This window comes from Janthinobacterium lividum, assembly GCF_034424625.1.
In the GTDB taxonomy this organism is placed as follows: Bacteria; Pseudomonadota; Gammaproteobacteria; order Burkholderiales; family Burkholderiaceae_D; genus Janthinobacterium; species Janthinobacterium lividum.
Genome location: NZ_CP139976.1, coordinates 1,262,383 through 1,284,288, shown reverse-complemented (window position 1 = coordinate 1,284,288; position 21,906 = coordinate 1,262,383). Strand labels below are relative to the sequence as shown.

The 21,906-nt window shown below is 63.2% G+C and carries 23 protein-coding genes and 1 riboswitch; of the genes, 17 read left to right on the top strand and 6 right to left on the bottom strand.

The features are described from left to right. Positions 1 to 30 precede the first annotated feature (30 nt). Positions 31 to 272: riboswitch (cobalamin riboswitch) on the top strand. A gap of 127 nt (positions 273 to 399) precedes the next feature. The 10 genes from U0004_RS05825 (at position 400) to U0004_RS05780 (ending at position 10,439) form a co-directional block, all read left to right on the top strand. Continuing rightward, on the top strand, positions 400 to 2,268 hold the full coding sequence (locus U0004_RS05825) for a TonB-dependent receptor domain-containing protein (protein WP_070258905.1): 1,869 nt from the start codon (positions 400 to 402) through the stop codon (positions 2,266 to 2,268). A gap of 81 nt (positions 2,269 to 2,349) precedes the next feature. Next, positions 2,350 to 3,375, top strand: a complete 1,026-nt coding sequence (locus U0004_RS05820) for a FecCD family ABC transporter permease (protein ID WP_070258903.1) — start codon at positions 2,350 to 2,352, stop codon at positions 3,373 to 3,375. After that, on the top strand, positions 3,372 to 4,145 hold the full coding sequence (locus tag U0004_RS05815) for an ABC transporter ATP-binding protein (RefSeq protein WP_070258901.1): 774 nt from the start codon (positions 3,372 to 3,374) through the stop codon (positions 4,143 to 4,145). Before U0004_RS05820 ends, U0004_RS05815 begins: the two co-directional genes overlap by 4 nt. Further along, positions 4,142 to 4,774: a cob(I)yrinic acid a,c-diamide adenosyltransferase gene (gene cobO, locus U0004_RS05810; RefSeq protein ID WP_070258899.1), complete on the top strand. Its 633-nt coding sequence runs from the start codon at positions 4,142 to 4,144 to the stop codon at positions 4,772 to 4,774. The genes U0004_RS05815 and cobO overlap by 4 nt, the downstream gene beginning before the upstream one ends. Before the next feature lie 7 nt (positions 4,775 to 4,781). Next, positions 4,782 to 5,348 (top strand): bifunctional adenosylcobinamide kinase/adenosylcobinamide-phosphate guanylyltransferase, encoded by a 567-nt coding sequence (gene cobU / locus U0004_RS05805; protein WP_070258897.1) that lies wholly within the window; start codon positions 4,782 to 4,784, stop codon positions 5,346 to 5,348. Beyond that, positions 5,342 to 6,295, top strand: a complete 954-nt coding sequence (gene cbiB, locus U0004_RS05800) for an adenosylcobinamide-phosphate synthase CbiB (RefSeq protein ID WP_070258895.1) — start codon at positions 5,342 to 5,344, stop codon at positions 6,293 to 6,295. The genes cobU and cbiB overlap by 7 nt, the downstream gene beginning before the upstream one ends. Further along, complete coding sequence (gene cobD, locus U0004_RS05795) at positions 6,288 to 7,274, top strand: threonine-phosphate decarboxylase CobD (RefSeq protein ID WP_070258893.1); 987 nt, start codon at positions 6,288 to 6,290, stop codon at positions 7,272 to 7,274. Before cbiB ends, cobD begins: the two co-directional genes overlap by 8 nt. Further along, entirely contained in the window at positions 7,271 to 8,182 is a 912-nt protein-coding gene (locus tag U0004_RS05790; protein WP_070258891.1) for a cobalamin-binding protein, read from the top strand. The genes cobD and U0004_RS05790 overlap by 4 nt, the downstream gene beginning before the upstream one ends. Continuing rightward, complete coding sequence (locus tag U0004_RS05785; RefSeq protein ID WP_070258889.1) at positions 8,179 to 8,988, top strand: ABC transporter substrate-binding protein; 810 nt, start codon at positions 8,179 to 8,181, stop codon at positions 8,986 to 8,988. Before U0004_RS05790 ends, U0004_RS05785 begins: the two co-directional genes overlap by 4 nt. Further along, positions 8,985 to 10,439 (top strand): cobyric acid synthase, encoded by a 1,455-nt coding sequence (locus tag U0004_RS05780; protein WP_070258887.1) that lies wholly within the window; start codon positions 8,985 to 8,987, stop codon positions 10,437 to 10,439. Before U0004_RS05785 ends, U0004_RS05780 begins: the two co-directional genes overlap by 4 nt. A 3-nt stretch (positions 10,440 to 10,442) precedes the next feature. Here the strand turns inward: U0004_RS05780 and U0004_RS05775 are convergent, their stop codons facing one another. Further along, positions 10,443 to 11,597: a hypothetical protein gene (locus U0004_RS05775; protein ID WP_070258885.1), complete on the bottom strand. Its 1,155-nt coding sequence runs from the start codon at positions 11,595 to 11,597 to the stop codon at positions 10,443 to 10,445. Positions 11,598 to 11,803: 206 nt separating this feature from the next. Here U0004_RS05775 and U0004_RS05770 point away from each other — a divergent pair, with 206 nt between their 5' ends. From U0004_RS05770 to yacG, 7 genes are all read left to right on the top strand, one after another. Further along, positions 11,804 to 13,276, top strand: a complete 1,473-nt coding sequence (locus U0004_RS05770; protein ID WP_230523170.1) for a DHA2 family efflux MFS transporter permease subunit — start codon at positions 11,804 to 11,806, stop codon at positions 13,274 to 13,276. A 73-nt stretch (positions 13,277 to 13,349) separates the two neighbouring features. Continuing rightward, the gene (locus U0004_RS05765; RefSeq protein ID WP_070258883.1) at positions 13,350 to 14,546 is read left to right on the top strand and encodes a type II secretion system F family protein; all 1,197 of its coding nucleotides are present in this window, start codon (positions 13,350 to 13,352) and stop codon (positions 14,544 to 14,546) included. A 131-nt stretch (positions 14,547 to 14,677) separates the two neighbouring features. Beyond that, positions 14,678 to 15,838: an acyltransferase family protein gene (locus tag U0004_RS05760; RefSeq protein ID WP_070258881.1), complete on the top strand. Its 1,161-nt coding sequence runs from the start codon at positions 14,678 to 14,680 to the stop codon at positions 15,836 to 15,838. A gap of 141 nt (positions 15,839 to 15,979) precedes the next feature. Then, entirely contained in the window at positions 15,980 to 16,849 is an 870-nt protein-coding gene (locus U0004_RS05755) for a prepilin peptidase (RefSeq protein ID WP_070258879.1), read from the top strand. A 32-nt stretch (positions 16,850 to 16,881) separates the two neighbouring features. Beyond that, positions 16,882 to 17,529 (top strand): dephospho-CoA kinase, encoded by a 648-nt coding sequence (gene coaE, locus U0004_RS05750; RefSeq protein WP_034784995.1) that lies wholly within the window; start codon positions 16,882 to 16,884, stop codon positions 17,527 to 17,529. A gap of 62 nt (positions 17,530 to 17,591) precedes the next feature. Next, positions 17,592 to 18,347 carry a cell division protein ZapD gene (zapD, locus tag U0004_RS05745; protein ID WP_034748811.1) on the top strand — a complete coding sequence of 252 codons (756 nt, stop codon included), beginning with the start codon at positions 17,592 to 17,594 and terminating at the stop codon, positions 18,345 to 18,347. A gap of 18 nt (positions 18,348 to 18,365) precedes the next feature. Beyond that, complete coding sequence (gene yacG, locus U0004_RS05740) at positions 18,366 to 18,557, top strand: DNA gyrase inhibitor YacG (RefSeq protein WP_034785391.1); 192 nt, start codon at positions 18,366 to 18,368, stop codon at positions 18,555 to 18,557. A 3-nt stretch (positions 18,558 to 18,560) separates the two neighbouring features. On the opposite strand, the gene U0004_RS05735 is transcribed toward yacG, so the two are convergent. The 5 genes from U0004_RS05735 to argJ all read right to left on the bottom strand — a co-directional run bounded on the left by U0004_RS05735 (position 18,561) and on the right by argJ (position 21,846). Then, positions 18,561 to 18,977, bottom strand: a complete 417-nt coding sequence (locus tag U0004_RS05735; protein WP_070258877.1) for a PIN domain-containing protein — start codon at positions 18,975 to 18,977, stop codon at positions 18,561 to 18,563. A 3-nt stretch (positions 18,978 to 18,980) separates the two neighbouring features. Continuing rightward, a complete protein-coding gene (locus U0004_RS05730) occupies positions 18,981 to 19,190 on the bottom strand; it encodes a FitA-like ribbon-helix-helix domain-containing protein (RefSeq protein WP_070258875.1) in 210 nt (69 codons plus the stop codon). A 120-nt stretch (positions 19,191 to 19,310) separates the two neighbouring features. Continuing rightward, the gene (locus U0004_RS05725) at positions 19,311 to 19,733 is read right to left on the bottom strand and encodes an NUDIX domain-containing protein (RefSeq protein WP_070258873.1); all 423 of its coding nucleotides are present in this window, start codon (positions 19,731 to 19,733) and stop codon (positions 19,311 to 19,313) included. After that, positions 19,730 to 20,611 (bottom strand): ATP-binding protein, encoded by an 882-nt coding sequence (locus U0004_RS05720; protein WP_070258870.1) that lies wholly within the window; start codon positions 20,609 to 20,611, stop codon positions 19,730 to 19,732. Before U0004_RS05720 ends, U0004_RS05725 begins: the two co-directional genes overlap by 4 nt. Continuing rightward, entirely contained in the window at positions 20,608 to 21,846 is a 1,239-nt protein-coding gene (gene argJ, locus U0004_RS05715) for a bifunctional glutamate N-acetyltransferase/amino-acid acetyltransferase ArgJ (protein ID WP_070258936.1), read from the bottom strand. The genes U0004_RS05720 and argJ overlap by 4 nt, the downstream gene beginning before the upstream one ends. Positions 21,847 to 21,906 lie beyond the last annotated feature (60 nt).

Below are 21,906 nucleotides of genomic sequence, written 5' to 3'. Positions count from 1 at the left end.
GCCAGCCATTTCAGTCCACGCCTGCTGCACGTATAATGGCGGGGTTTTGGTGCCCGCGCTCATGTCCATGAGCGCAGTTAAACGGGAAACACGATGCCGCGACTGCGGCGAACGTGTGCTGCCCCCGCAACGGTAAGCAAGTGTCGCCCCTCTCTACAGGAAGCAGGCGACAAGCTATCTCTGACAACCACTGTGCTTGCAATCATCGAGCATGGGAAGGTGGGATAGCCCTACTTGCCAGCCCGGATACCGGCCAGGACAGGTGGAAGTGTGCGAACGGGGATGTTCGCGATCCGAATGGCTCATGGCCATCTTCGATCGTCATCTTCAGTTCCCACTTCTGTTCAATCTGGCCTACGGGGACGTCGGCTGGTTGCATATTACTTACTGAAAATTATCATGACCCATGCTGTTTCCCGCCACGCGGCGCTCACGTCGCTCGCGCTAGCCATTGCCGCGCCTGCCGCTTTCGCCCAGACCACGCCAGATACCTTCGATCCCGTCGTCGTCACCGCCAGCCGCTACCCGCAACACCTGAGCGAAGTGTTGAGCGATACGCAGACCATCAGCTCGGAAGACATCGCACGCTCGGGCGCCGGTACGCTGATCGACCTGCTGCAAAAGCAGCGCGGCATTGAAGTCAATCGCAGTGGCGGCCCAGGCACCAATTCGAGCGTATTCATTCGCGGCGCGAACAGCAACCAGAATATCGTGCTGGTCGACGGCGTACGCATTGGTTCCGCCACATCGGGCGCTGCCAACTGGAGCGCCCTGCCCCTGTCGAGCATCGACCACGTTGAAATCGTCTACGGTCCTCTGAGCACCATGTATGGTGCCGATGCCGTCGGCGGCGTGATCCAGATCTTTACCAAGAAAGGCGATGGCGCGACGCGCTTCTCCACCTTCGCTGGCTACGGCCGCTACAACACGCGTCAGGCGGAAGCCAGCGTTGCCGGCTCTACCGGTGGCAACAACAGCTTCAGCTACGCGCTGACCGCGGGCAAGGAAAAATCGGATGGCTTTTCCGCCTCCAAACTGGGCGCCTCGACGTACACCTACAATCCGGACAAAGACGGCTACGACAAGGAAAGCGTCAGTGGCCAGTTTGGCTACCAGATGGCCAAAGGCCATGATGTCGGCCTGACTTTCCTGAACAGCAAACTGGATGCGCAGTACGATTCGGGCTTGAACTTCGACGCACGCAATCACAATAAGCTGGAAAACATCTCGGTCTTCACGAAGAACCAGTTCTTGCCGAACTGGACCAGCGAACTGCGCTACGCACAAGCCAAGGACAAACAAACCTCTGTTTCCGCAGTTGGCGCCTTCGGCAGAAGCCAGTTCGACACCAAGCAAACGGACATCAGCTGGCAAAACGATATTCTCATTGGCCGCGACAACTTGCAATTACTGGGTGAATACCGTGACGAAGACGTCGTGAGCTCCGCCAAAGGCCTGTCCGGCGGACGCAATACAAAATCGTTCGCAGCATCGTACAACCTGGTACGCGGCGCCCACCTGGCCAGCATCAGCGGCCGTCGCGACGACAGCTCGGCGTTTGGCACGCACAACACGGGTAGCATCGCCTATGGCTATCGTTTCAACAATGCCTTGCGCGCCAACGCCAGCTATGGCACGAGTTTCCGCGCCCCGACCTTCAACGATCTTTACTACCCTGATTCCGGCCTCCCCACGAACAAGCCAGAAAAGGGCCGCAACGCTGAAATCGGCTTGCATTACAACGACGGCCAGTCGCAACTGAGCGCGATCTACTACCATAACAAGATTACCGATTTGATCAACTACGTATCGGCGTGTCCAGTCATTGGCTGGAAACCAGGCTATGGCTGCAGCATGAATGTCGACAAAGCCGTGCTCGAAGGCGTGACGCTGGCTGGCGGACACAAGTTCGGCGCCTTCAACGTCAGTGGCAATATCGACCTGCAAGATCCGCGCAATGAATCGATGGACAAACAATTGACACGCCGCGCGAAAAAGCACGCCAATTTCGCCGTCGATTACACGACCGGTCCCTTGACCGCTGGTACGGAGTGGCAATTGTCGGGCAAGCGTTTTGAAGATACCGCCAACAAAACCACCCTCGGCGGCTATGGCTTGCTGAACCTGTACACCACCTACCAATTCGCACGCGACTGGTCGGTGCTGGCTCGCTGGAACAACATCACCAATAAAGACTATGAACTGGGCCGTTTCTATGCGACGCCAGGTTCGAACCTCTTCGTTGGCGTACGCTACGGCATGAAATAAAACATGATGTAAGCTGCGGGCGGTGGCGCTATCCGTCATCGCCCGCAGTGCAGTTCTGTGGTCCCCGTTTTAAAGGTATGCATGCACCCATTTTTCCGCAACATGCGCCACCGTGCCACCGTGATCCTCTCGGTGCTGATCGTGTGCGCGGTTGCCAGCCTGATTTTCTCCGGCATGATCGGTTCGATCGCGATTCCGCTCGCCGACCTGCCTTCCGCCCTGTTCCATGTCGTGCAGGGCAAGACCGATACCCTCGCCGCCACCCTGCTTGACCTGCGCCTGGGCCGCGCGCTGACCGCGTTTGTCACCGGCGCGGCGCTGTCCTTGGCCGGCGTCATGATGCAGGCGCTGCTGCGCAATCCCCTGGCGGACCCGTATGTGCTGGGCATTTCCGCCGGCGCTTCCGTCGGCGCGCTGGCCGCGCTGCTGTTCATGTGCGCGCTGTGGGTGGTCGACGCAGCCGCCTTTGCAGGTGCCGTCGGCGTGTCCATGCTGCTGTATTTCTTTGCCCGCCGCGACCTGCGCGGCGGCACGGCCGCTGAAGGCGGCGCCTCGCTCTTGCTGCTGACGGGCGTGATACTGGCTTCGGCCTGCATGGCCATCGTCACCCTGATGCTCTCCATCGCCCCGGAAAGCCGCTTGCGCAGCATGGTGTTCTGGATGATAGGCGACCTGTCCGGCGCGCCCGCGCGGCTGATGCCGTGGCTGGTCCTGGCCGGCGCCATGGTCTTCGCGCTGCGCTGCGCGCGTTCGCTGAACGTCATGGCGCTGCACGCGGAAGCGGCCAGCACCCTGGGCGTACGCGTGGGCGCCCTGCGCAAGGGCCTGTTCTTCTGCTCCGGCCTGCTCACGGCCAGCGCCGTCACCAGCGCCGGCAGCGTGGGTTTTGTGGGCCTGATCGTGCCGCATGCGCTGCGCTTCGCCTGCGGCCCCGATCATCGCCTGTTGATTCCCGCCGCCGCGCTGGCCGGCGGCACCTTCCTCGTATTGGCCGATACCTTGGCGCGCACCGTGCTGGCGCCATTGCAGCTGCCCGTCGGCGTGGTAACAGCCATGATCGGTGCGCCCGTCTTCCTGTACCAACTGCACCGCTTGCGCCGCACATGATACGTACTTACCAACTCGGCCTGAAGGCAGGCACGCGCTCCCTGGTGGAAAACCTCATCTGGCACATCAGGGATGGCGAATGCTGGAGCGTGATCGGCCGCAATGGCGCGGGCAAGAGCACCTTGCTGCGCACCCTGGCCGGCTTGCGCGAACCGGATACTGGCCACGTGACGATACAGGGCCGCGCCCTGATCGACTGGCCGCTCGACGAACTGGCGCGCGAACGGGCTTTCCTGGCGCAGGCGCGCCACGATGCGTTCTCGTACCGCGTCATCGAAACGGTGCTGTCGGCGCGCCACCCGTACCACGACAACCATTACTGGGAAGGCAGCGACGACCAGCGCATCGCCCTGGCGGCGCTGGCCTCGATGGAAGTGGAGCACCTGGCCGAACGCGACGTGCGCAGCCTGTCCGGCGGCGAACGCCAGCGCGTGGCGATTGCCGCCATGCTGGCGCAGGATACGCCCCTGCTGCTGCTGGACGAACCGGCCAATGCGCTGGACCTGGCGCACCAGGTCAGCGTCATGGGCCTGCTGTCAAAACTGTGCCGCGAACAGAATAAAACCGTGGTGATGGTGGGGCATGACCTGAACCTGGCGCACAGCGTCTCGACCCATGCGCTGCTGCTGATGGGCGACGGCGGCTGGCTGGCCGGTCCCGTGGCCGATGTGATGCAGGCATCCATCCTGGGCGACTACCTGGGCCACCCGATCGAGATCATCGATCACGGCAAACGCAAGATATTCATACCGAAAGAGGATCAGACATGAGCGACAACAAACCTATCGACGTAGAAACAGCCGCAATCAACGAACGCCACCGCGTGCGCATGGAACGCAAAAAGGCCATCATCGACGCGGCCATCGCCAAGGCCGACAAGGAAATCGGCATCATCATCGTCAACACGGGCAACGGCAAGGGCAAGAGCTCGAGCGGCTTCGGCATGGCCATCCGCGCCATGGGCCACGGCATGAAGGTAGGCGTGGTGCAGTTCATCAAGGGCGCCATGTCGACGGGCGAAGAAAAATTCCTGCGCCGCTTCCCCGATGAAATCAGTTTTCATGCGATGGGCGAAGGCTATACCTGGGAAACGCAGAACCGCGAGCGCGACATCGAAAAGGCCGAACTGGCATGGGAACAGGCGAAGACCTTCCTGGCCGACCCCAGCTACGGCCTGGTGCTGTTCGACGAGCTCAATATCGCTCTCAAGTACAACTACCTCGACGTGCACAAGATCATCGCCGACCTGCTGGACCGTCCGCAGATGCAGCACGTGGTCATCACGGGCCGCGGCGCACCGGAAGAATTGATCGCGATCGCCGACACCGTCACCGAAATGGCCGTCGTCAAGCATGCTTACGCGGCCGGCATCGGCGCACAGATCGGCACCGAGTGGTAACAGCGCCATGACGCGCACCCTGGTCTTCGGCGGCGCCCGTTCCGGCAAGAGCGCCCATGCGGAAACGCTGGCCCGCGAATCCGGCAAGGAAGTGATCTACCTCGCCACCGCGCAGGCGGGCGATGATGAAATGACCACGCGCGTCAGGCATCACCGCGCACAGCGCCCGGCCGAGTGGACAACCCTGGAAGAACCGCTGCGCCTGGGCGACGCCATCCTGCGGGAAGCACGGTCCGGCCGCCTGCTGCTGGTCGACTGCCTGACCCTGTGGCTGACGAATCTGATGTTTTCCAGCGGCGAGACGTATCCGGACGTGGGCGACATCATCTTGCCTGAACTGTTCCACAGCGAGCGCGCGCACCTGCTGTATGCGCTGGCCGAAATCGGCGACACCGACTGCGACCTCGTTCTCGTATCGAACGAAGTGGGCATGGGCATCGTGCCGTATGGCGCCATCTCGCGCTGCTTCACCGACGAGGCGGGCCGCTTGAACCAGGCCGTGGCGGCCGTGTGCGACAAAGCTGTCTTTGTCGCCGCCGGCCTGCCGCTGTACCTGAAAGGCAGCCCATGCTGAGCGGCTTGTCGCTGCCCATGCTGGCCGCCTTGATGACGGCCGGCGTGCTGCTCGACATGCTGCTGGGAGAAACGCGCCGCTGGCATCCGCTGGTCGGCTTTGGCCGCATCGCCAGCACACTGGAACGCCTGCTGAACCGGGGCAGCGCACGCTTCCTGCGCGGCGCACTGGCGTGGGCACTCGCCGTGCTGCCGCTCAGCTATGCCGCCTACTGGTTGTGCGGCCTGGCGGGTGCCGCCCTCCACGTCTTCCTGCTGTATCTATGTCTGGGCCTGCGCAGCCTGCGCGACCACAATCAACCGATTGCCGATGCCCTGGCCATCGATGACCTGGACAACGCACGCCTGCTGACGGCGCGCATCGTCAGCCGCGACACGGCCGACGCCGATGCGGCCAGCCTGGCCAAGGCCAGCACCGAATCCCTGCTGGAGAACGGCAACGACGCCGTCTTCGGCACCCTGTTCTGGTTTGCCGTGGCGGGCGGCCCAGGCGCAGTCCTATTCAGGCTGGCCAATACCCTCGACGCCATGTGGGGCTACCGCAACGAACGCTACGACTGGTTCGGCTGCTGCGCCGCGCGCATCGACGACATCCTCAATTATCTGCCGGCGCGCCTGACGGCCCTGTCCTATGTCTTGCTGGGCAAGAGCATGGCGGACAAGAAGCGCGCCTGGCAGTGCTGGCGCACGCAGGCCACAAACTGGGGCAGTCCGAACGCAGGTCCCGTGATGGCCAGCGGCGCCGGCGCCCTGGGCCTGGCTCTCGGCGGCGACGCCATCTACGATGGCGAACTGGAACGCCGCCCGCCGCTGGGCGCCGGCCGTCCCGCCGAAGCGCGCGACATCGACCGCGCCTGGCGCCTGGTGGCCGAGACGGCCGTGTTGTGGCTGATCTGGGTGGCGCTGCTGGCGGGCCTGTTCTACCTGAAAGGGAAATACCTTGCTTGAACATGGCGGCAACCTGCGCGACGCCGCGCGCGAGTATGGACGGCCCATCGCCGACTGGATCGACCTGTCGACCGGCATCAATCCGCACTGGTATGCAGCGCCGGCACCCGGCGCCAACGCCTGGCACCGGCTGCCGGAAGCCGATCCCGCGCTGGCCGCTGCCGCCTGCGCGTATTACAACGCACCCGCCATGCTACCGGTTGCCGGCACGCAGGCCGCCATCCAGGCCCTGCCCCGGCTACGCGCGCCGTCGCGCGTGGTGGTGGCCGCGCCGTCGTATGCGGAACATGCGCACCACTGGCGCCAGCACGGCCACGCATTACACCAAGTGCCATATGCGCAGCTGGCCGATGCCGTCGACCACTGCGACGTGCTGGTCATCTGCAACCCGAACAACCCCACGGGCGAGCGCATCGCGCCCGCACTGCTGCTGGAGTGGGCAGCCCGGCTGGCAGCGCGCGGCGGCTGGCTGGTGGTCGATGAAGCGTTTGGCGACACGGAAACACACGCCAGCCTGGGGCCGCAATCGGGCCAGCCTGGCCTGATCGTGCTGCGCTCCATCGGCAAATTCTTTGGCCTGGCGGGACTGCGCCTGGGCTTTGTCGCCGCCCATCCCGCACTGCTGGTACAACTGGCCGATATGCTGGGCCCGTGGACCGTCAGCGGCCCGGCGCAGCAAGTGGCGCTGGCCGCCTTGAACGACACGCACTGGCAGGAAGCGATGCGCGAGCGTCTGCGCGGCGAAGGCGCCCGTTTGCAACAGCTATTGGCCGCGCACGGCATCGCCAGCAGCGGTACGGCGCTGTTTCAATGGTGGCCGGACACGTGCGCCGAAGCGTTCTGGCAGCACATGGCAGAATCAGGCATCTGGGTACGCCTGTTCCGCCACGCGGCCCACGGCATCCGCCTGGGCCTGCCCCCCGACGAACACGCCTGGCTGCGCCTGCAGCAGGCCCTCACCGCATGGAAGCACACATGAAAATCCTGAAAATATCGCTGCTGCTGGCTGGACTGGTCTCGCTGCAGGCGCATGCCGCCATCACCGTGCGCGACGATGATGGGAATACCGTCACCGTGGAAAAACCGGCACAGCGCATCCTGGCGCTGGCGCCGCACGTGACGGAACTGCTGTTCGCAGCCGGCGGCGGCGAGAAAATCGCCGGTGTCGTCAGCTATAGCGACTACCCGGAAGCGGCAAAGAAGATCACGCAAGTGGGCGACAACCGCCAGTACGACATGGAGCGCATCATCGCCATGAAGCCGGACCTGATCGTCGTGTGGATGCACGGCAGCGCCGAGCGCCAGATCGCCATGCTGCGCCAGCTGAAGGTGCCGATCTATCACAGCGAACCGCGCAAGCTGGCCGATATCCCCGACAGCATGGAGCGCCTGGGGCAATTAATGGGCACGGAAAAAACCGCCAAACCGGCCGCCGCCCAGCTGCGCGCCAAACTGGCCAGCCTGACGGCCCGGTATGCGCAGCGTCCGCCCGTGCGCGTGTTTTACCAGGTGTGGGACAAACCCTTGTATACCTTGAGCGGCGCGAGCATCATCAGCGATTCCATGCGCGTGTGCGGCGGCCAGAATGTCTTTGCCGCGATGAAGGTGGTGGCGCCCGTCGTCACGCCGGAAGGCGTGCTGCAGGAAGATCCGGAAGTCATTTTCGGCACCAGCGAAAAAAGCGATCCGCGCAGCGAAGGCGGCCTGGCCATGTGGCGCGCCTTCCCGTCAATGACAGCCGTGCGCCGGAACAATCTGTTTCGCCTGAATGGCGACCTGCTGAACCGCGCCGGCCCGCGCATGATCGAAGGCACGGCCGCCATGTGCGAACAGCTGGAAGCGGCCCGCCAGCGCCGCAACGCTCCCGCAGCCAAGGCAACGCCATGAGCCACTACCAGCGCATCGCGTGCCTGTCGACGGAAGCCGTGGAGACACTGTACGCGCTGGGCGCGGAAGACGTCATCGCGGGCATTTCCGGCTTTACCGTGCGCCCACCCCGGGCGCGCGAGGAAAAAACCAAAATCAGCGGCTTTTCCTCCTCGAGCCTGGAGCGCATCCTGGCCGTCCAGCCCGACCTCGTGATCGGCTTTTGCGACATGCAGGCCGATATCTGCCGCGACCTGGTCAAGGCCGGTATCGAAGTGCACCAGTTTAACCAGCGCACGGTAGAGGGCATCCTGCGCATGATCGCCGTGCTGGCCGCACTGGTGCGGCGCGAGGAAGCGGGACGCGCACTGATCGCCGGCCTGCGCGCGGACATCGCCGCCGCCCGGGCCCGCACCGCAGCCTGGACGCGCAAGCCCGTGATCTACTTTGAAGAGTGGAACGATCCCCTGATGAGCGGCATCGGCTGGGCGGCCGAATTGATCGGCATCGCCGGCGGCACGGACGCCTTCCCGGAGTTGTCCGCGCATCCGGGTGCAAAAGAGCGCATCATCGCCGATCCTTTGAGCGTAGTGCGGCGCGCTCCCGACATCATCATCGCCACCTGGTGCGGCAAGAAGTTCCAGCCGGCGCAGCTGACGGCACGTCCGGGCTGGGATGCGATTCCCGCAGTACGCAATGACATGCTGTTCGAGATCAAATCGCCCGACATACTTTCTCCCGGTCCGGCCGCCATCACGGAGGGATTGCGCCAGATCAGCAACATCATTGCGCAATGGCAGGAGAATCAGAAAGAGCAGCAGGCATGAAGAGCCCCTTCCCCGCCCTGATGGTGCAGGGCACGACGTCGGACGCGGGCAAGAGCACCGTCGTCGCAGCGCTGTGCCGCCTCTTGAAACGCCGTGGCGTGACGGTGGCGCCGTTCAAGCCGCAAAACATGGCATTGAATAGCGCCGTGACCAGCGACGGCGGCGAGATCGGCCGCGCGCAAACCTTGCAGGCGCTGGCCTGCGGCATCGCGCCGCACACGGACATGAATCCGGTGCTCTTGAAACCGTCATCGAACACGGGCGCGCAAGTGATCATCCACGGCAAGGTGTGCGCCGAAATGGATGCGCGCGACTACCAGCAATATAAAACCATCGCCATGGGCGCCGTGCTGGAATCCTATACGCGCTTGCGCCAGCAATACGACGCCGTCGTCGTCGAAGGCGCGGGCAGCCCCGCCGAAGTCAACCTGCGCGCGCGCGACATCGCCAACATGGGCTTTGCGGAAGCCGTCGACTGCCCCGTGATCCTGGTGGCCGACATCGACCGGGGCGGCGTCTTCGCGCACATCATCGGCACCCTTTCGTGCCTGTCCGACAGCGAACGGGCACGCATCCTCGGCTTCGTCATCAACCGCTTCCGCGGCGACATTTCACTACTCACACCCGGCATCGAATGGCTGGAACAGCAGACGGGCAAACCCGTGCTGGCCGTGCTGCCCTACCTGCAAGGCCTGTTCCTCGATGCGGAGGATGCCGTCGAAGCGGTGCAGGCGGAACGCGGCGCCTTCCAGGTGGTGGTGCCGCAACTGCCGCGCATCAGCAACCACACGGACTTTGACGCGCTGCGCGCCCACCCCGATATCGACCTGCAATTCGTCCAGCATGGGCAGCCGATTCCAGCGGCCGACCTGGTGATCCTGCCGGGCAGCAAGAACACGCGTGGCGACCTGGCCTGGCTGCAGCAGCAAGGCTGGCCCGCCTACCTGGCGAAACACCTGCGCTATGGCGGCAAGGTGCTCGGCATCTGCGGTGGCTTCCAGATGCTGGGACAAAGCGTGTGCGATCCGCTGGGTGTGGAAGGCGCGGCGGGAGAGTCAAAGGCACTGGGCCTGCTCGACATGGTGACGGAGCTGACGAGCGACAAGCGGCTGGAACAGGTGCGCGGCCGCTGCGCGTTTGCCGGCGCAGCCGATGCGCCCGTGGCAGGCTACGAAATCCACATGGGTGTCTCGCATGGCGCGGCGCTGGCACAGCCGGCCTTTGTCATCGATGGGCGGCCGGAAGGGGCCGTGTCGGGCGACGGTCAAATCCTCGGCAGCTATTTGCACGGCATGTTCGACACACCCGCCGCATGTTCGGCGCTGCTGCGCTGGGCGGGGCTGGACTCCGGCCACACAGTGGACACCGCCGCCCTGCGCGAGGCCAGCCTGGATCGCATCGCCGACGCGGCCATCCCGCTGCTGGCGGCCCTGGATGACCTCAAACGCTAGCGGCTATTTTTTCAGGCACACGCCCATGTACGAGCGGTCGCTCGAAAACTCGACCGCCATGCTCGACGACACCGGCATGAACATCGAATAGTCGGCCGGCACGTCGGCCGGGTCCTTGAGCACGGCGATGCCATCGAAATCGACGGCCTGCGCGCCCAGGCCCAGCCTGTTGACGGTAACGGTTTCCGCATGCGTCTTGCCGGTCGTGTCATTCGTCAGGGTGGCGGTGCTGCCGGCAACCTCGATCTTTGCGCTGATGCCCTGCGCCGCACAGGCGTAGCTGCCGTTGATTTCCGTGCCGATCTTTTGCTGTCTGGCGGCCACGATGGTACCCACGCGCAGCACGTTTTCCCGGTTACGGCTGTAGCGGTCGATGAACAGCGCCAGCCCCCGGTCCCCCGCATGCACGTGCACGATGCCGAAGTCCTGGCCACCCTGGCGGGCGACGATCAAGCCGTTCTTCGCATCCTTGACCAGGGTCAGGCTGGCGTTTTCCGCTTCCAGCTGCGGCGATACTGCGGAGCACACGCCTTGCGCATTGAACACGCCGCCATTGCACAGTTGGGCCGCGCCATCGGCAGCGATCCTGAGACTGCCTTTCGGATTGAAACGGTCGCCGCCGTTCGAGGCATTGCGCATGGCGCCCAGGAAAATATAGCTGCCGGCCAGCTTGGCCACGTCACCCACCGCATAGCCGGTGCCGCTGACGGTCGAGACCATATTACCCAATTTGATATTGCCCGACAGGAGACGCGTGCGCGCATCGACGGCGACGCTAAAATCCGTTGCCGTGTAAATAGTGAGATTGCCGCTGCTGGACGTAGTAAACGTGCCGCTGCGGTCGCTCAAGCCGAACTGCGTCGACAGCACGCGGATGGCGTAGGTTTTCTTGACATTGTCAAACGTGATGCGCCAGGTGTCGCCGATATCGGCAGCCACGTCATACACGCTTTCATCGGCGCTGGCGCCCGCAATGACGCTCAATCCCGCCTCTTTGGCCACGGCGGCGGACGCCACCGTCACGCTGTCGGCCGGGGGGACGGCGGGCGTGACGACGACAGGCGGCGTGATGGGCGCTTCCGGCGCGCCGCCATCACTGCCGCCACCGCATGCGGACAGGGCCGCGCCCAGGACGAGGAACGTAAGTGCATTTTTCATGTGATGTGACTTTCGGGGAAAAGAGGCCGGAACTGCCAGAAAACACATGCTAGCCTTACCCGCAATCTATTGCCATAGAACAAATGTTCCATGGACTCTGCCACCGGCACGCTGCCAAAATGCACGGCGCGGGCGGCACGCCTGCGCCATTTATGTGACAATTCACCGTACTGTCGGCTCCGTTTTTCCTCCTCAGGCTCGCATCCATGACCAGTTCCCCGATCAAAAGCTACCTTCCCTGGGTGGTCGCCACCGCCCTGTTCATGGAGCAACTCGACTCCACCATCGTCAACACCGCCATCCCTTCCATGGCCGCCAGCCTCAACGTGACGCCACTGAGCCTGAAGGCCGTCGTCACGAGCTACATCCTGAGCCTGGCCGTGTGCATTCCCATCAGCGGCTGGATGGCCGACCGCTTCGGCACGCGGCGCGTGTTTTCCGCCGCTGTCGCCATCTTTACCCTCGCCTCCATCCTGTGCGGCCTGTCCGTGAATGCGCCCATGCTGGTGGCTGCGCGCCTGCTGCAAGGGGTGGGCGCGGCCATGATGATGCCGGTGGGCCGGCTCACCATCATCCGCACCTTTCCCAAGTCGCAATTGCTGGCGGCCATGAATTTCGTCATCATCCCCGCCCTGATCGGCCCCCTGCTGGGGCCCACGGTGGGCGGGCTGATCGTGCACTGGCTGTCGTGGCGCGAGATTTTCTTCGTCAACGTGCCTGTCGGCCTGGTGGCGCTGTACCTGGCGCACCGCTACATGCCCGATTACTACGGTGACAAGCCCCGTCCGCTGGACCTGATCGGCCTGGTGCTGTTCGGCACGGGCATCGCGCTGCTGTCGTGGCTGCTGGAAATCTTCGGCGAACACCGCATCGACGGCACCTCGTTTGCCGTGCTGCTGTTCATTTCCATCAGCCTGCTGGCCGCGTATGTCTGGCATTCGAGCGAAGTGCTGCACCCGCTGCTGCGCCTGACCCTGTTCAAGATCCGCACCTTCCGCGTCTCCGTGGTGGGCGGCTTCGTCACGCGCCTGGGCGTGGGCGGCCTGCCCTTCCTGCTGCCGCTGCTGTACCAGCTGGGCCTGGGCTTGCCCGCCTGGCAATCGGGCTTGCTGATGATGCCGTCGGCCGCGGCCGCCATGGGCATGAAATTCATTTCCGCACGCGTGCTGGCCCGCTTCGGCTACCGCCAGGTACTGATCGTCAACACCGTGCTGATCGGCGTCACCATTGCCATGTTTTCGCTGGTGGGCGTGGGCACGCCCCTGTACGTGATCGTTGCCATCAGCCTGTGCATGGGCTTTTTCAATTCGCTGCAGTTTTCCAGCATGAACACCATCGCGTATGCCGATGTCGACAAGGCCGATTCCAGTATGGCCAGTACCATCGCCAGTTCGATGCAGCAACTGTCGATGAGCTTTGGCCTCGCCTTCGGTTCCCTGATCACGGGCTGGTACCTGGGCGACATGCCGCAGTCGGACCGCGCCATGCTCAGCACGGCCCTGCACCATGCCTTCCTGACCCTGGCGGCCCTGACGGTGCTGTCCTCGCTGACCTTCTGGACACTGCGCCGCGACGATGGCGAAAGCATCAGCAAGGGCACGGATAGCGAGGAAGAGGACGCGGCCGACATCAAGGCCCAGGCCGTTGTGCAGACGGAAGTGCAAACGACCAAGGGCTGAGCCAGATCAAGCTTGCCGCCAGCGCCGCTGGTGCTTTTGCCCGGCCCTGCTACCGTGACGGCAGGAGGTGCACATGGCGGCCGAGCGGCGCTTTGCGTGGAAGGGCACGGACCGCCATGGCAGGGCGGTCGATGGCGTCTTGCGCGCTGCCGACGCCAGCGCCGCCAAGGTCGCGCTGAGACGCGAGGGTATCCTGGCCACCCGGGTGCAGGCTGAACGCGCCGCGCCCGGCAAGGCCATCACGCGCAAGGATATCGCCCTGTTCACACGCCAGTTGTCGACCATGATGGCGGCCGGCGTGCCGCTGCTGCACGCCTTCGATATCGCCGGCAGGGGGCACGCCAAGCCTGCGATCACGGAGCTGATGCGCGACTTGCGCCACGACATCGAAGCGGGCAGCAGCCTGCAGCAGGCATTCCGCCAGTTCCCGCTGCTGTTTGACGAGCTGTACTGCAACCTGCTGGCGGCAGGCGAACAGGCCGGCATCGTGCAGGATTTGCTGGCGCGCCTGGCCACGCACCAGGAAAAGGCCATCGCCCTGCGGCGGCAGATGCGCGGTGCGCTGATGTATCCGCTGGTCATCGTGCTCGTCGCCATCGTCGTCACGGCCATCATCATGAGCGTGGTCGTACCCGCTTTCCGCCAGGTCTTCGACAGCTTTGGCGCGCCCTTGCCGCTGCCCACCCTGGTCGTCATGGGCTTGTCCGCCTTTGTTGTCCGCTACTGGCTGGCCTTGCTGGCGGCGCTGCTGCTGGCCTGCCTGCTGCTGCACCTGGCCTGGCGCCGCTATCCCGCGTGGCGGCGCAACATCCAACTGCAGGCCTTGCGCCTGCCCGTGTTCGGCCCCCTCCTGCGCAAGGCGGCAATCGCCCGCTGGACGCGCACCTTGGCTGCCATGTTCGCCGCCGGCGTGCCGCTGCTCGACTCGCTCAGCCTGGTGGGCGCCGCCTCCGGCCACACGCTGTACCAGGAAGCGACGGCACGCATCGAACGCGAAATCCGCGCCGGCGGCAGCCTGGCCCTGGCCATGGAACACAGCGGCGTGTTCCCGCCCTTGCTGACGCAGCTGGCCCTGATCGGCGAGGAATCGGGCGCGCTCGACGCCATGCTGTCGCGCGCGGCCGATATCATCGAGGCCGATATCGACGCCACGGTGGCCACCCTTTCCACACTGCTGGAGCCGGCGCTGATGGTGGTGCTGGGCGTGCTGGTCGGCTCGCTCGTGATCGCCCTGTATTTGCCGATTTTCAAGCTGGGCGCGGTGATCTAGGCAACAGCCAGCACCTCCCTTAAAACGCCCATTAGCCAGAAAAAAGAAATTACCGCGTTGACAGGTATTGCCTGCCGGGTCAGACTTCGTCGCAACCTCACACCGTTAATGAACGAGCCATGTCTTAATTCATGAAAAATCACAATAAACTGGACTGGCTTGAAGCGCTCAGGGGAATTGCTGCCACCCTGGTGGTCCTGACGCATGCCCGCTACTTCATGCTCAACACGGCCAATTGGGAAAAGGCCGATGAAATACTCAGGCCGGGCGCGATGGGCGTCGACCTGTTCTTCATCATCAGCGGCTTCATCATGGCGTATTCAACGCGCAATTCGGATGGCAGCCTGGCCTACGCCAAAACCTTCGCCATCAAGCGCTTTGCGCGCGTGTGGCCAGTCTACGCCATCATCACCTTCTGGTGGATAGCGGCAACGCAAGACGTCACCGCATATTTCAGTTCCTATGACAATGTCATTCAATTTTTAAAAAGCATCTTCTTCATTCCTGTCACTATCGACAATCCTCCCTATTTTGGCGCGGCATTGCCCTTGGGCTGGACCCTGGAATTCGAGATGTATTTTTATGCCATCTTCTGCGCCTCGCTCTGTTTCAAACAATGGCGCTGGCTCGCGCTGTTCGCCTGGATGATCGCCACCGTATTGCTGATTCCCATGCTGCACAATCCGGCCTTGTCAGCCTATGATGCCACCAGAAACCTGTCTTATTCCTTTGTCTATTTCAATTTGATGAGCAATCCGATTATTTTCGAGTTCCTGGCAGGCGCCGCCATCGGATTGTTGTACCTGCAGGACTGGGCCAGGATCAGGAATCCAGCCATCGCCTATCACCTACTCGGACTGAGCATCGCGTTGACCATCTGGCTCGGCTACTCGCGCGTAGTGGATTTCCACGGCCCTAGCAAATGGGGTGGCCCGCTGGCATTGACCGTACTCGTCATGGCCATCGCCAGCAAGACCGTCAAGATCCCCGCCCCCCGCTGGCTGGTGTGGCTGGGTTCGATTTCCTTCTCGCTGTACCTCAGCCATACGATTACCCATCACTATTTCGGCCTGGCCATGCTCAAGCTGGACATGGAAGCACATACGCACTCATGGGGCTATATCTTCATGACCACCGTAACGGCGATTTCGGTCGCGGCCGTAGTACATCGCTACCTGGAAAAAATGCTTTCGGAATCCATGCGCAACAAACTGCTGGCACTGCTGGTCGAACAGCAAAAACCGCGGCCGCGCGAACAGGACAGCCATGCCGCCGCCGTCACGAAAGAGTAGTCAACCGCGCCGCCGACATGCTCGTCCAGCGTAAGATGGCAGATACACTATACTCTCCTGGCTCGCGACACCGGCCCCGCCATGGCCAGCGTCGCGAGCCATAAACCTGTGCTTGCCCACGCCACATTGGCGATAAAGATAATGCCTCCAGATACCCTGCTGTTCGCCGCGCCCGGCAACCTGCCCGTCGCCCTCGTCGCCGCCCTGTTCGGCCTGATCGTCGGCAGCTTCCTCAACGTGGTGATCCACCGCGTGCCGAAAATGATGCAGCGCGAATCCGATAATTACGTGGCGGAAGAAAGCGGCTTGCCCTTGCCGCACACGGACCGCTACAACCTGATGCTGCCGCACTCGAACTGCACCGCTTGCGGCCACCGCATCACGGCCATGGAAAACATCCCCGTCATCAGTTACCTGCTGCTGCGCGGCAAATGCAGCGCCTGCCAGGCACCGATCTCCGTGCGCTATCCGCTGGTCGAACTGCTGACGGGCGCCCTGTCGGCCCTTCTGGTCTGGCACTTCGGCAGCGGCTGGACGGGTCTCGCCACCCTCGTGTTTGCCTGGCTGCTGATCGCCATGACCTTCATCGACGCCGATACGCAAATGCTGCCCGACGATCTCACCTTTCCCCTGCTGTGGGCGGGCCTGCTGGTCAATATCAATGGCACCTTCGTGCCCCTGCAAGACGCCGTCATCGGCGCGGCCGCCGGCTACCTGGCCCTGTGGGGCGTGTACTGGGCCTTCAAGCTGGCGACAGGCAAGGAGGGAATGGGCTATGGTGACTTCAAATTGCTGGCGGCGCTTGGTGCGTGGCTGGGCTGGACGATGCTGCCGACGATCATCTTATTGTCATCGCTGGTCGGCGCCGTGGTCGGCATCGGGCTGATCGTGTTTGCCAGGCGCGGGCGCGACAAACCGATTCCGTTCGGCCCCTACCTGGCTGCGGCGGGCTTGATCGCCTTGCTGTACGGCACGCCCCTATCCCGCCTCACGCTAGGCCTGATTGGCTGACCGGCGCAGCACTGCCCCCTATGGATAAATACATGCAAAGACAAAACGTCCCTTATTTCAGCGTGGGTCTCACCGGCGGCATCGGTTGCGGCAAGAGCACGGTGGCCGACCTGTTCGCCGCGCATGGCGCCTCCATCGTCGATACCGACCAGATCGCACACAGCCTGACGGCGCAAAATGGCGCAGCCATGCCAGCCCTGGTGGCGGAATTTGGCCCCGACTACGCCGATGCGCGCGGCGCCCTCGACCGCACCAGAATGCGCAACCTCGTGTTTTCCGATGCCGCCGCCAAGGCGAAACTGGAAGCCATCCTGCATCCGCGCATCCGCCAGGCGACCCTGACGGCGGCCGCCGAAGCGACAGGCAGCTACGTCATCTTTGCCGTGCCCCTGCTCGTCGAGTCCGGCGGATGGGTGGAGCGGGTCAACCGGGTTCTCGTCATCGACTGCCTGGAAAGCCTGCAAGTGTCGCGCGTGATGGCGCGCAATGGCTTATCGGAAGAACAAGTCAAAGCCATCATGGCCACGCAGGCGACGCGCGCCATGCGCCTGGCGGCGGCGGACGATGTGATCGACAATAATGGCGATTTGGCCGCCCTGGCGCCGCAGATTGCCCAGTTGCACGATTTATATCTGGCATTTTCAAAAAGAATGGCCGGAATCGGGCCGCAACGTTTGTAATTTGTCGACGCTTGGTTCAAAATCACGGGATTGTTTGCAGGTCCTTACTTAAGGGAATTATTTTGATTGTCTACGAATACCCTTTCAACGAACGCATACGTACCTTGTTGCGGCTGGAAGACCTGTACGACAAATTCAAGTTCTTCATCCAGCAAGAGCATGCAATGCAGCATCATGTTGCCTTGGCAACTATTTTCGATATGCTCGAAGTGGCCGGCCGCGCCGACCTGAAGTCCGACCTCCTGCAGGAACTCGAGCGCCAACGCCAAAGCCTGCTCGGCTACCGCAGCAATCCAAATGTGGAACCGGAAACCCTCGATGCCATCTTGGGCGAACTCGACAGCGTCAGCGGTGCCCTGGTGGCGGCGCAAGGCAAGACGGGCCAGAATATCCGCGACAATGAATGGCTGATGAGCATCCGCGGCCGCACCATCATTCCGGGCGGCGCCTGCGAATTCGACTTGCCATCCTACTTTGCCTGGCAAAAACGCAGCTCCGAGCAGCGCCTGACCGATATCCACGCGTGGTTTGCCCCGCTGGCGCCCCTGTTCGATGCGCTGGCCTTGGTATTGCGCCTGCTGCGCGATTCCGGCGGACCCGTTAAACTGATCGCCAATGGCGGCAGCTACCAGCAAATGCTGCAAGGCAAGGTGTACCAGATGCTGCGCCTGAGCCTGGATGAAAACAGCGGCGCCATCCCGGAAATTTCCGCCAACAAATATATGCTGTGGGTGCGCTTTACCACCCAGGGTGGCGACTTGAAACCCAAGCCGCTGGAAGAAGATGTTCCGTTCGAGCTCACGCTCTGTAATTTTTAATTGTTACTTATTTGCCCCATCATGACCGTCGTTAATTGCCCTACCTGTGCCGCCAAAGTCGAATGGACTGAAGCCAACAAATACCGCCCCTTCTGCTCGGAACGCTGCAAGCAGATCGACCTGGGCGCCTGGGCCGAAGAGAAATACACGATCCCCGCTGCCGACCCATTCGAAGATCCGCTGGCGGACGAAGACAACAAGCCGCAATAATTCTCAGCGAAACGGATTTTCCAGACGCAGCCCCTGCGCCGCGAAACTGTCGAGTCTGCCACTGACCACCGTCAAGCCATAGGCGATGCCCATCGCCGCGATCTGCCCATCGACGCCGTGCGCGTGGCCGCGCGCATGCAGGCGCGCACACACGAGCGCGCAATCGAGGTCGAATTCCAGCAGCCGCGGCGCATATTCTGACAGCACGGCTTCCAGCCAGCCTTCCAGCGCCAGTGCTTCCAGCGCCGCCTCGCGCCGCCAGCTGCGCTGTATGCCTGCGCGCAGTTGCGCAATCACCTGCACCGGCACATAGCGCATTTCCGGCGCCACCCGTTCAAAAAAATCGAGCACGCCCGCCGGCGCAGCGCCGCCCTTGCGCCCTGCAACGATCACATCCGTATCGACCAGGTAGACGGGCATGGCTCAAGGGCGGCGCTCGAAATCCGCATCGTGCCCCCCGTCGGGCATGCCGCGCAAAATATCGTCGAGCGGGCGCTTCGGCAGCGGCCGCAAGGCGCTGCGCAGGATGTCGCGATGCTCGTCCTCGATGCTGCGTCCATGCGCGCGGGCACGCTTGTGCAAGGCGGCAATCAGCAATTCATCGGTATCGGTAAAGGTCAGTGTCAGCGGCATGCGAGACTCCCCAATGCGTGATGAAAGCACTGTAGCGCAAAGCGCGCGCGATACAAGGAAAGTAACAGGAAAGCTTGCGCCAGCACGCAGCATGCTGCTGCCTGCTGGCACAAGTTGGGATCAGGCAGGCGCCAGCGATTCGCGGCGTACCTCGTCCAGCCATTCCAGCAGGGGAATGGTGGCCGGCAGCAAGGGTTCCACGCCGACCGTGCCTTGCCAGGCGAACGCCTGTCCTTCCAGGCTTTGCGGCTCGCCCCGCCACTCGCGGCTGATATAGAAATGCAGGCGCACATGGGCGTGCGGATATACGTATTCGACGCCGCACCAGGCTTCGGCAGTATCGATATGCAAGCCCAGCTCCTCGACAAACTCGCGTTTCAAGGCGTCAAAAATGGCTTCGCCCGGTTCCACTTTACCGCCAGGAAATTCCCAATAGCCGTCATACGGCTTGCCGGCCGGGCGTTGGCCCAGCAGCACGTCACCATTCGGCTTCATCAGGATACCGACGGCGACGTCCACCGGTGTCACTTTCATATCACTCATTGCGGCAACTTTCCCGCAGGTAGTTTCCCAGCATAGTCGCGCGCGAATTGCCACGCCACCCGGCCTGAACGGGAACCGCGCTGCAATGCCCAGCGCAGGGCGTCGCCGCGCGCCGCGGCGATCTGTTCCGGCGTGCAGCCGAACGAAGCGAGCCAGTGCGCCGTGATATCGAGGTAATCGTCCTGCTTGAACGGGTAGAACGACAGCCACAGGCCGAAGCGTTCGGACAGCGAGATTTTCTCTTCCACCGTCTCGCCCGGATGCAGGTCGCCATCGTCGTCCGTCTTGTAGCTGGTGTTGTCCGACATGCGTTCCGGCATCAGGTGACGGCGGTTCGAGGTGGCGTAGATCAGCACATTGTCCGATTGCGCGGCGATGCTGCCGTCGAGCGCCACTTTCAGCGCCTTGTAGCCGCTCTCGCCCTCTTCGAACGACAGGTCGTCGCAAAAGATGATGAAGCGCTCGGGGCGCGCCGCCACCAGGTCGACGATGTCGGGCAGGTCGGCCAGGTCCGCCTTGTCCACTTCGATCAGGCGCAAGCCCTGGTCGGCGAACTGGTTCAGACAAGCCTTGATCAGCGAGGACTTGCCCGTGCCGCGCGCGCCCGTCAGCAGCACGTTGTTGGCCGGACGGCTGGCCACGAACTGGCGCGTGTTCTGCTCGATCTGCGCCTTTTGCGTGCCGATATTGTGCAAGTCATCCAGAGCGATGGACGACACGTGCGCCACTGCCTGCAGATGGCTTGCCGCGCCCTGGCGCCGGCGCCAGCGGAAGGCAAAGCTGTTCCAGTCGGTGGCCGGCAAGGCAGGCGGCAAGATCGACTCGAGGCGCGCCAGCACCCGCTCGGCGCGGATCAGGAATTGATCGAGGCTGGTCATGAGCGGTAGTCGGCGTTGATCGACACGTAGTCATGCGACAGGTCGCACGTCCACAGGGTGGCCGTGGCATCGCCGCGCGCCAGTTTCACGCGGATGGTGATTTCGCTTTGCTGCATCACGCGCTGGCCATCCTGCTCCTGGTAGTCCGGGTTGCGGCCGCCATTCTTGGCCACCCACACGTCGTCCAGGTACAGGTTCAATTGGCCCACGTCCAGGTCGTCCACGCCCGCATAGCCGATGGCGGCCAGGATGCGGCCCAGGTTCGGGTCGGAGGCGAAGAAGGCCGTTTTCACCAGCGGCGAATGGGCGATGGAATAGGCGATCTTGCGGCACTCTTCCACGTTGCGGCCGTCTTCCACGGTCACGGTCATGAACTTGGTGGCGCCTTCGCCGTCGCGCACGATGGCTTGCGCGAGAAAAGTAGACAGTTCGGTCATGGCGGCGGCCAGTTGCGCATAGTGCGGCGAATCGATCGAATCGATCACCAGGCTGCCGGCGCCCGTGGCGACCAGCATGAACGAGTCATTGGTGGACGTGTCGCCGTCGATGGTGATGCAGTTGAACGATTTGTCGGCCGCCTGTTTCACCAGCTGGTCCAGCACCGGTTGCGCCACGGTGGCGTCAAACGCGACAAAACCCAGCATGGTGGCCATGTTCGGCTTGATCATGCCGGCGCCCTTGCTGATGCCCGTCAGGGTGACCGCGTGGCCACCGATGGTGACCGTGCGCGAACCGGCTTTCGGCTGCGTGTCGGTCGTCATGATGGCTTCGGCGGCCGAGAACCAGTTGTCCGATGTCAGCGCGGCCACGGCTTGCGGCAGGCCGGCGACCAGGCGCTGCACAGGCAAGGGTTCGAGGATCACGCCGGTGGAAAACGGCAGGATTTGCTGCGGGGTGCAGCCCAGCAGCTCGGCCAGCGCGGCGCAGCTGGCCTGCGCGTCGGCCAGGCCCGATTCGCCCGTGCCCGCATTCGCGTTGCCCGTGTTGACCAGCAGCGCGCGGATCGGCGCGGCGCCAGCCGTCACGGCGGCCAGGTTGGCTTTCGAGATTTGCACAGGCGCGGCGCAGAAGCGGTTCAAGGTGAACACGCCAGCCACGGTGGCCGTCGGCGCCAGTTTCAATACCAGCAAATCCTTGCGGTTGGGTTTCTTGATGCCGGCTTCGGCAACACCGATTTCAATGCCGGCGACGGCTTTCAAGTCGGCGGCGACGGGCTTGGGAGAATTGACGGCCATGGTGATTTCTTCTGCGAGGGAAAATGGAAGCGCTATTGTAGCGCCTTCGCGGCTCGGGTG

What these genes read in the sequence shown, in the direction of transcription:
- U0004_RS05730 (WP_070258875.1), bottom strand. Translation starts at nt 19,190, where the DNA reads ATGCCGCTGACACTGACCTTTACCGATACCGATGAATTGCTGATTGCC.
- U0004_RS05780 (WP_070258887.1), top strand. Translation starts at nt 8,985, where the DNA reads ATGAAGAGCCCCTTCCCCGCCCTGATGGTGCAGGGCACGACGTCGGAC.
- U0004_RS05790 (WP_070258891.1), top strand. Translation starts at nt 7,271, where the DNA reads ATGAAAATCCTGAAAATATCGCTGCTGCTGGCTGGACTGGTCTCGCTG.
- U0004_RS05815 (WP_070258901.1), top strand. Translation starts at nt 3,372, where the DNA reads ATGATACGTACTTACCAACTCGGCCTGAAGGCAGGCACGCGCTCCCTG.
- U0004_RS05770 (WP_230523170.1), top strand. Translation starts at nt 11,804, where the DNA reads ATGACCAGTTCCCCGATCAAAAGCTACCTTCCCTGGGTGGTCGCCACC.
- U0004_RS05735 (WP_070258877.1), bottom strand. Translation starts at nt 18,977, where the DNA reads ATGCCCGTCTACCTGGTCGATACGGATGTGATCGTTGCAGGGCGCAAG.
- U0004_RS05820 (WP_070258903.1), top strand. Translation starts at nt 2,350, where the DNA reads ATGCACCCATTTTTCCGCAACATGCGCCACCGTGCCACCGTGATCCTC.
- U0004_RS05755 (WP_070258879.1), top strand. Translation starts at nt 15,980, where the DNA reads ATGCCTCCAGATACCCTGCTGTTCGCCGCGCCCGGCAACCTGCCCGTC.
- U0004_RS05775 (WP_070258885.1), bottom strand. Translation starts at nt 11,597, where the DNA reads ATGAAAAATGCACTTACGTTCCTCGTCCTGGGCGCGGCCCTGTCCGCA.
- U0004_RS05825 (WP_070258905.1), top strand. Translation starts at nt 400, where the DNA reads ATGACCCATGCTGTTTCCCGCCACGCGGCGCTCACGTCGCTCGCGCTA.
- cbiB (WP_070258895.1), top strand. Translation starts at nt 5,342, where the DNA reads ATGCTGAGCGGCTTGTCGCTGCCCATGCTGGCCGCCTTGATGACGGCC.
- U0004_RS05760 (WP_070258881.1), top strand. Translation starts at nt 14,678, where the DNA reads ATGAAAAATCACAATAAACTGGACTGGCTTGAAGCGCTCAGGGGAATT.
- U0004_RS05785 (WP_070258889.1), top strand. Translation starts at nt 8,179, where the DNA reads ATGAGCCACTACCAGCGCATCGCGTGCCTGTCGACGGAAGCCGTGGAG.
- argJ (WP_070258936.1), bottom strand. Translation starts at nt 21,846, where the DNA reads ATGGCCGTCAATTCTCCCAAGCCCGTCGCCGCCGACTTGAAAGCCGTC.
- U0004_RS05725 (WP_070258873.1), bottom strand. Translation starts at nt 19,733, where the DNA reads ATGAGTGATATGAAAGTGACACCGGTGGACGTCGCCGTCGGTATCCTG.
- U0004_RS05720 (WP_070258870.1), bottom strand. Translation starts at nt 20,611, where the DNA reads ATGACCAGCCTCGATCAATTCCTGATCCGCGCCGAGCGGGTGCTGGCG.
- coaE (WP_034784995.1), top strand. Translation starts at nt 16,882, where the DNA reads ATGCAAAGACAAAACGTCCCTTATTTCAGCGTGGGTCTCACCGGCGGC.
- U0004_RS05765 (WP_070258883.1), top strand. Translation starts at nt 13,350, where the DNA reads ATGGCGGCCGAGCGGCGCTTTGCGTGGAAGGGCACGGACCGCCATGGC.
- cobU (WP_070258897.1), top strand. Translation starts at nt 4,782, where the DNA reads ATGACGCGCACCCTGGTCTTCGGCGGCGCCCGTTCCGGCAAGAGCGCC.
- cobO (WP_070258899.1), top strand. Translation starts at nt 4,142, where the DNA reads ATGAGCGACAACAAACCTATCGACGTAGAAACAGCCGCAATCAACGAA.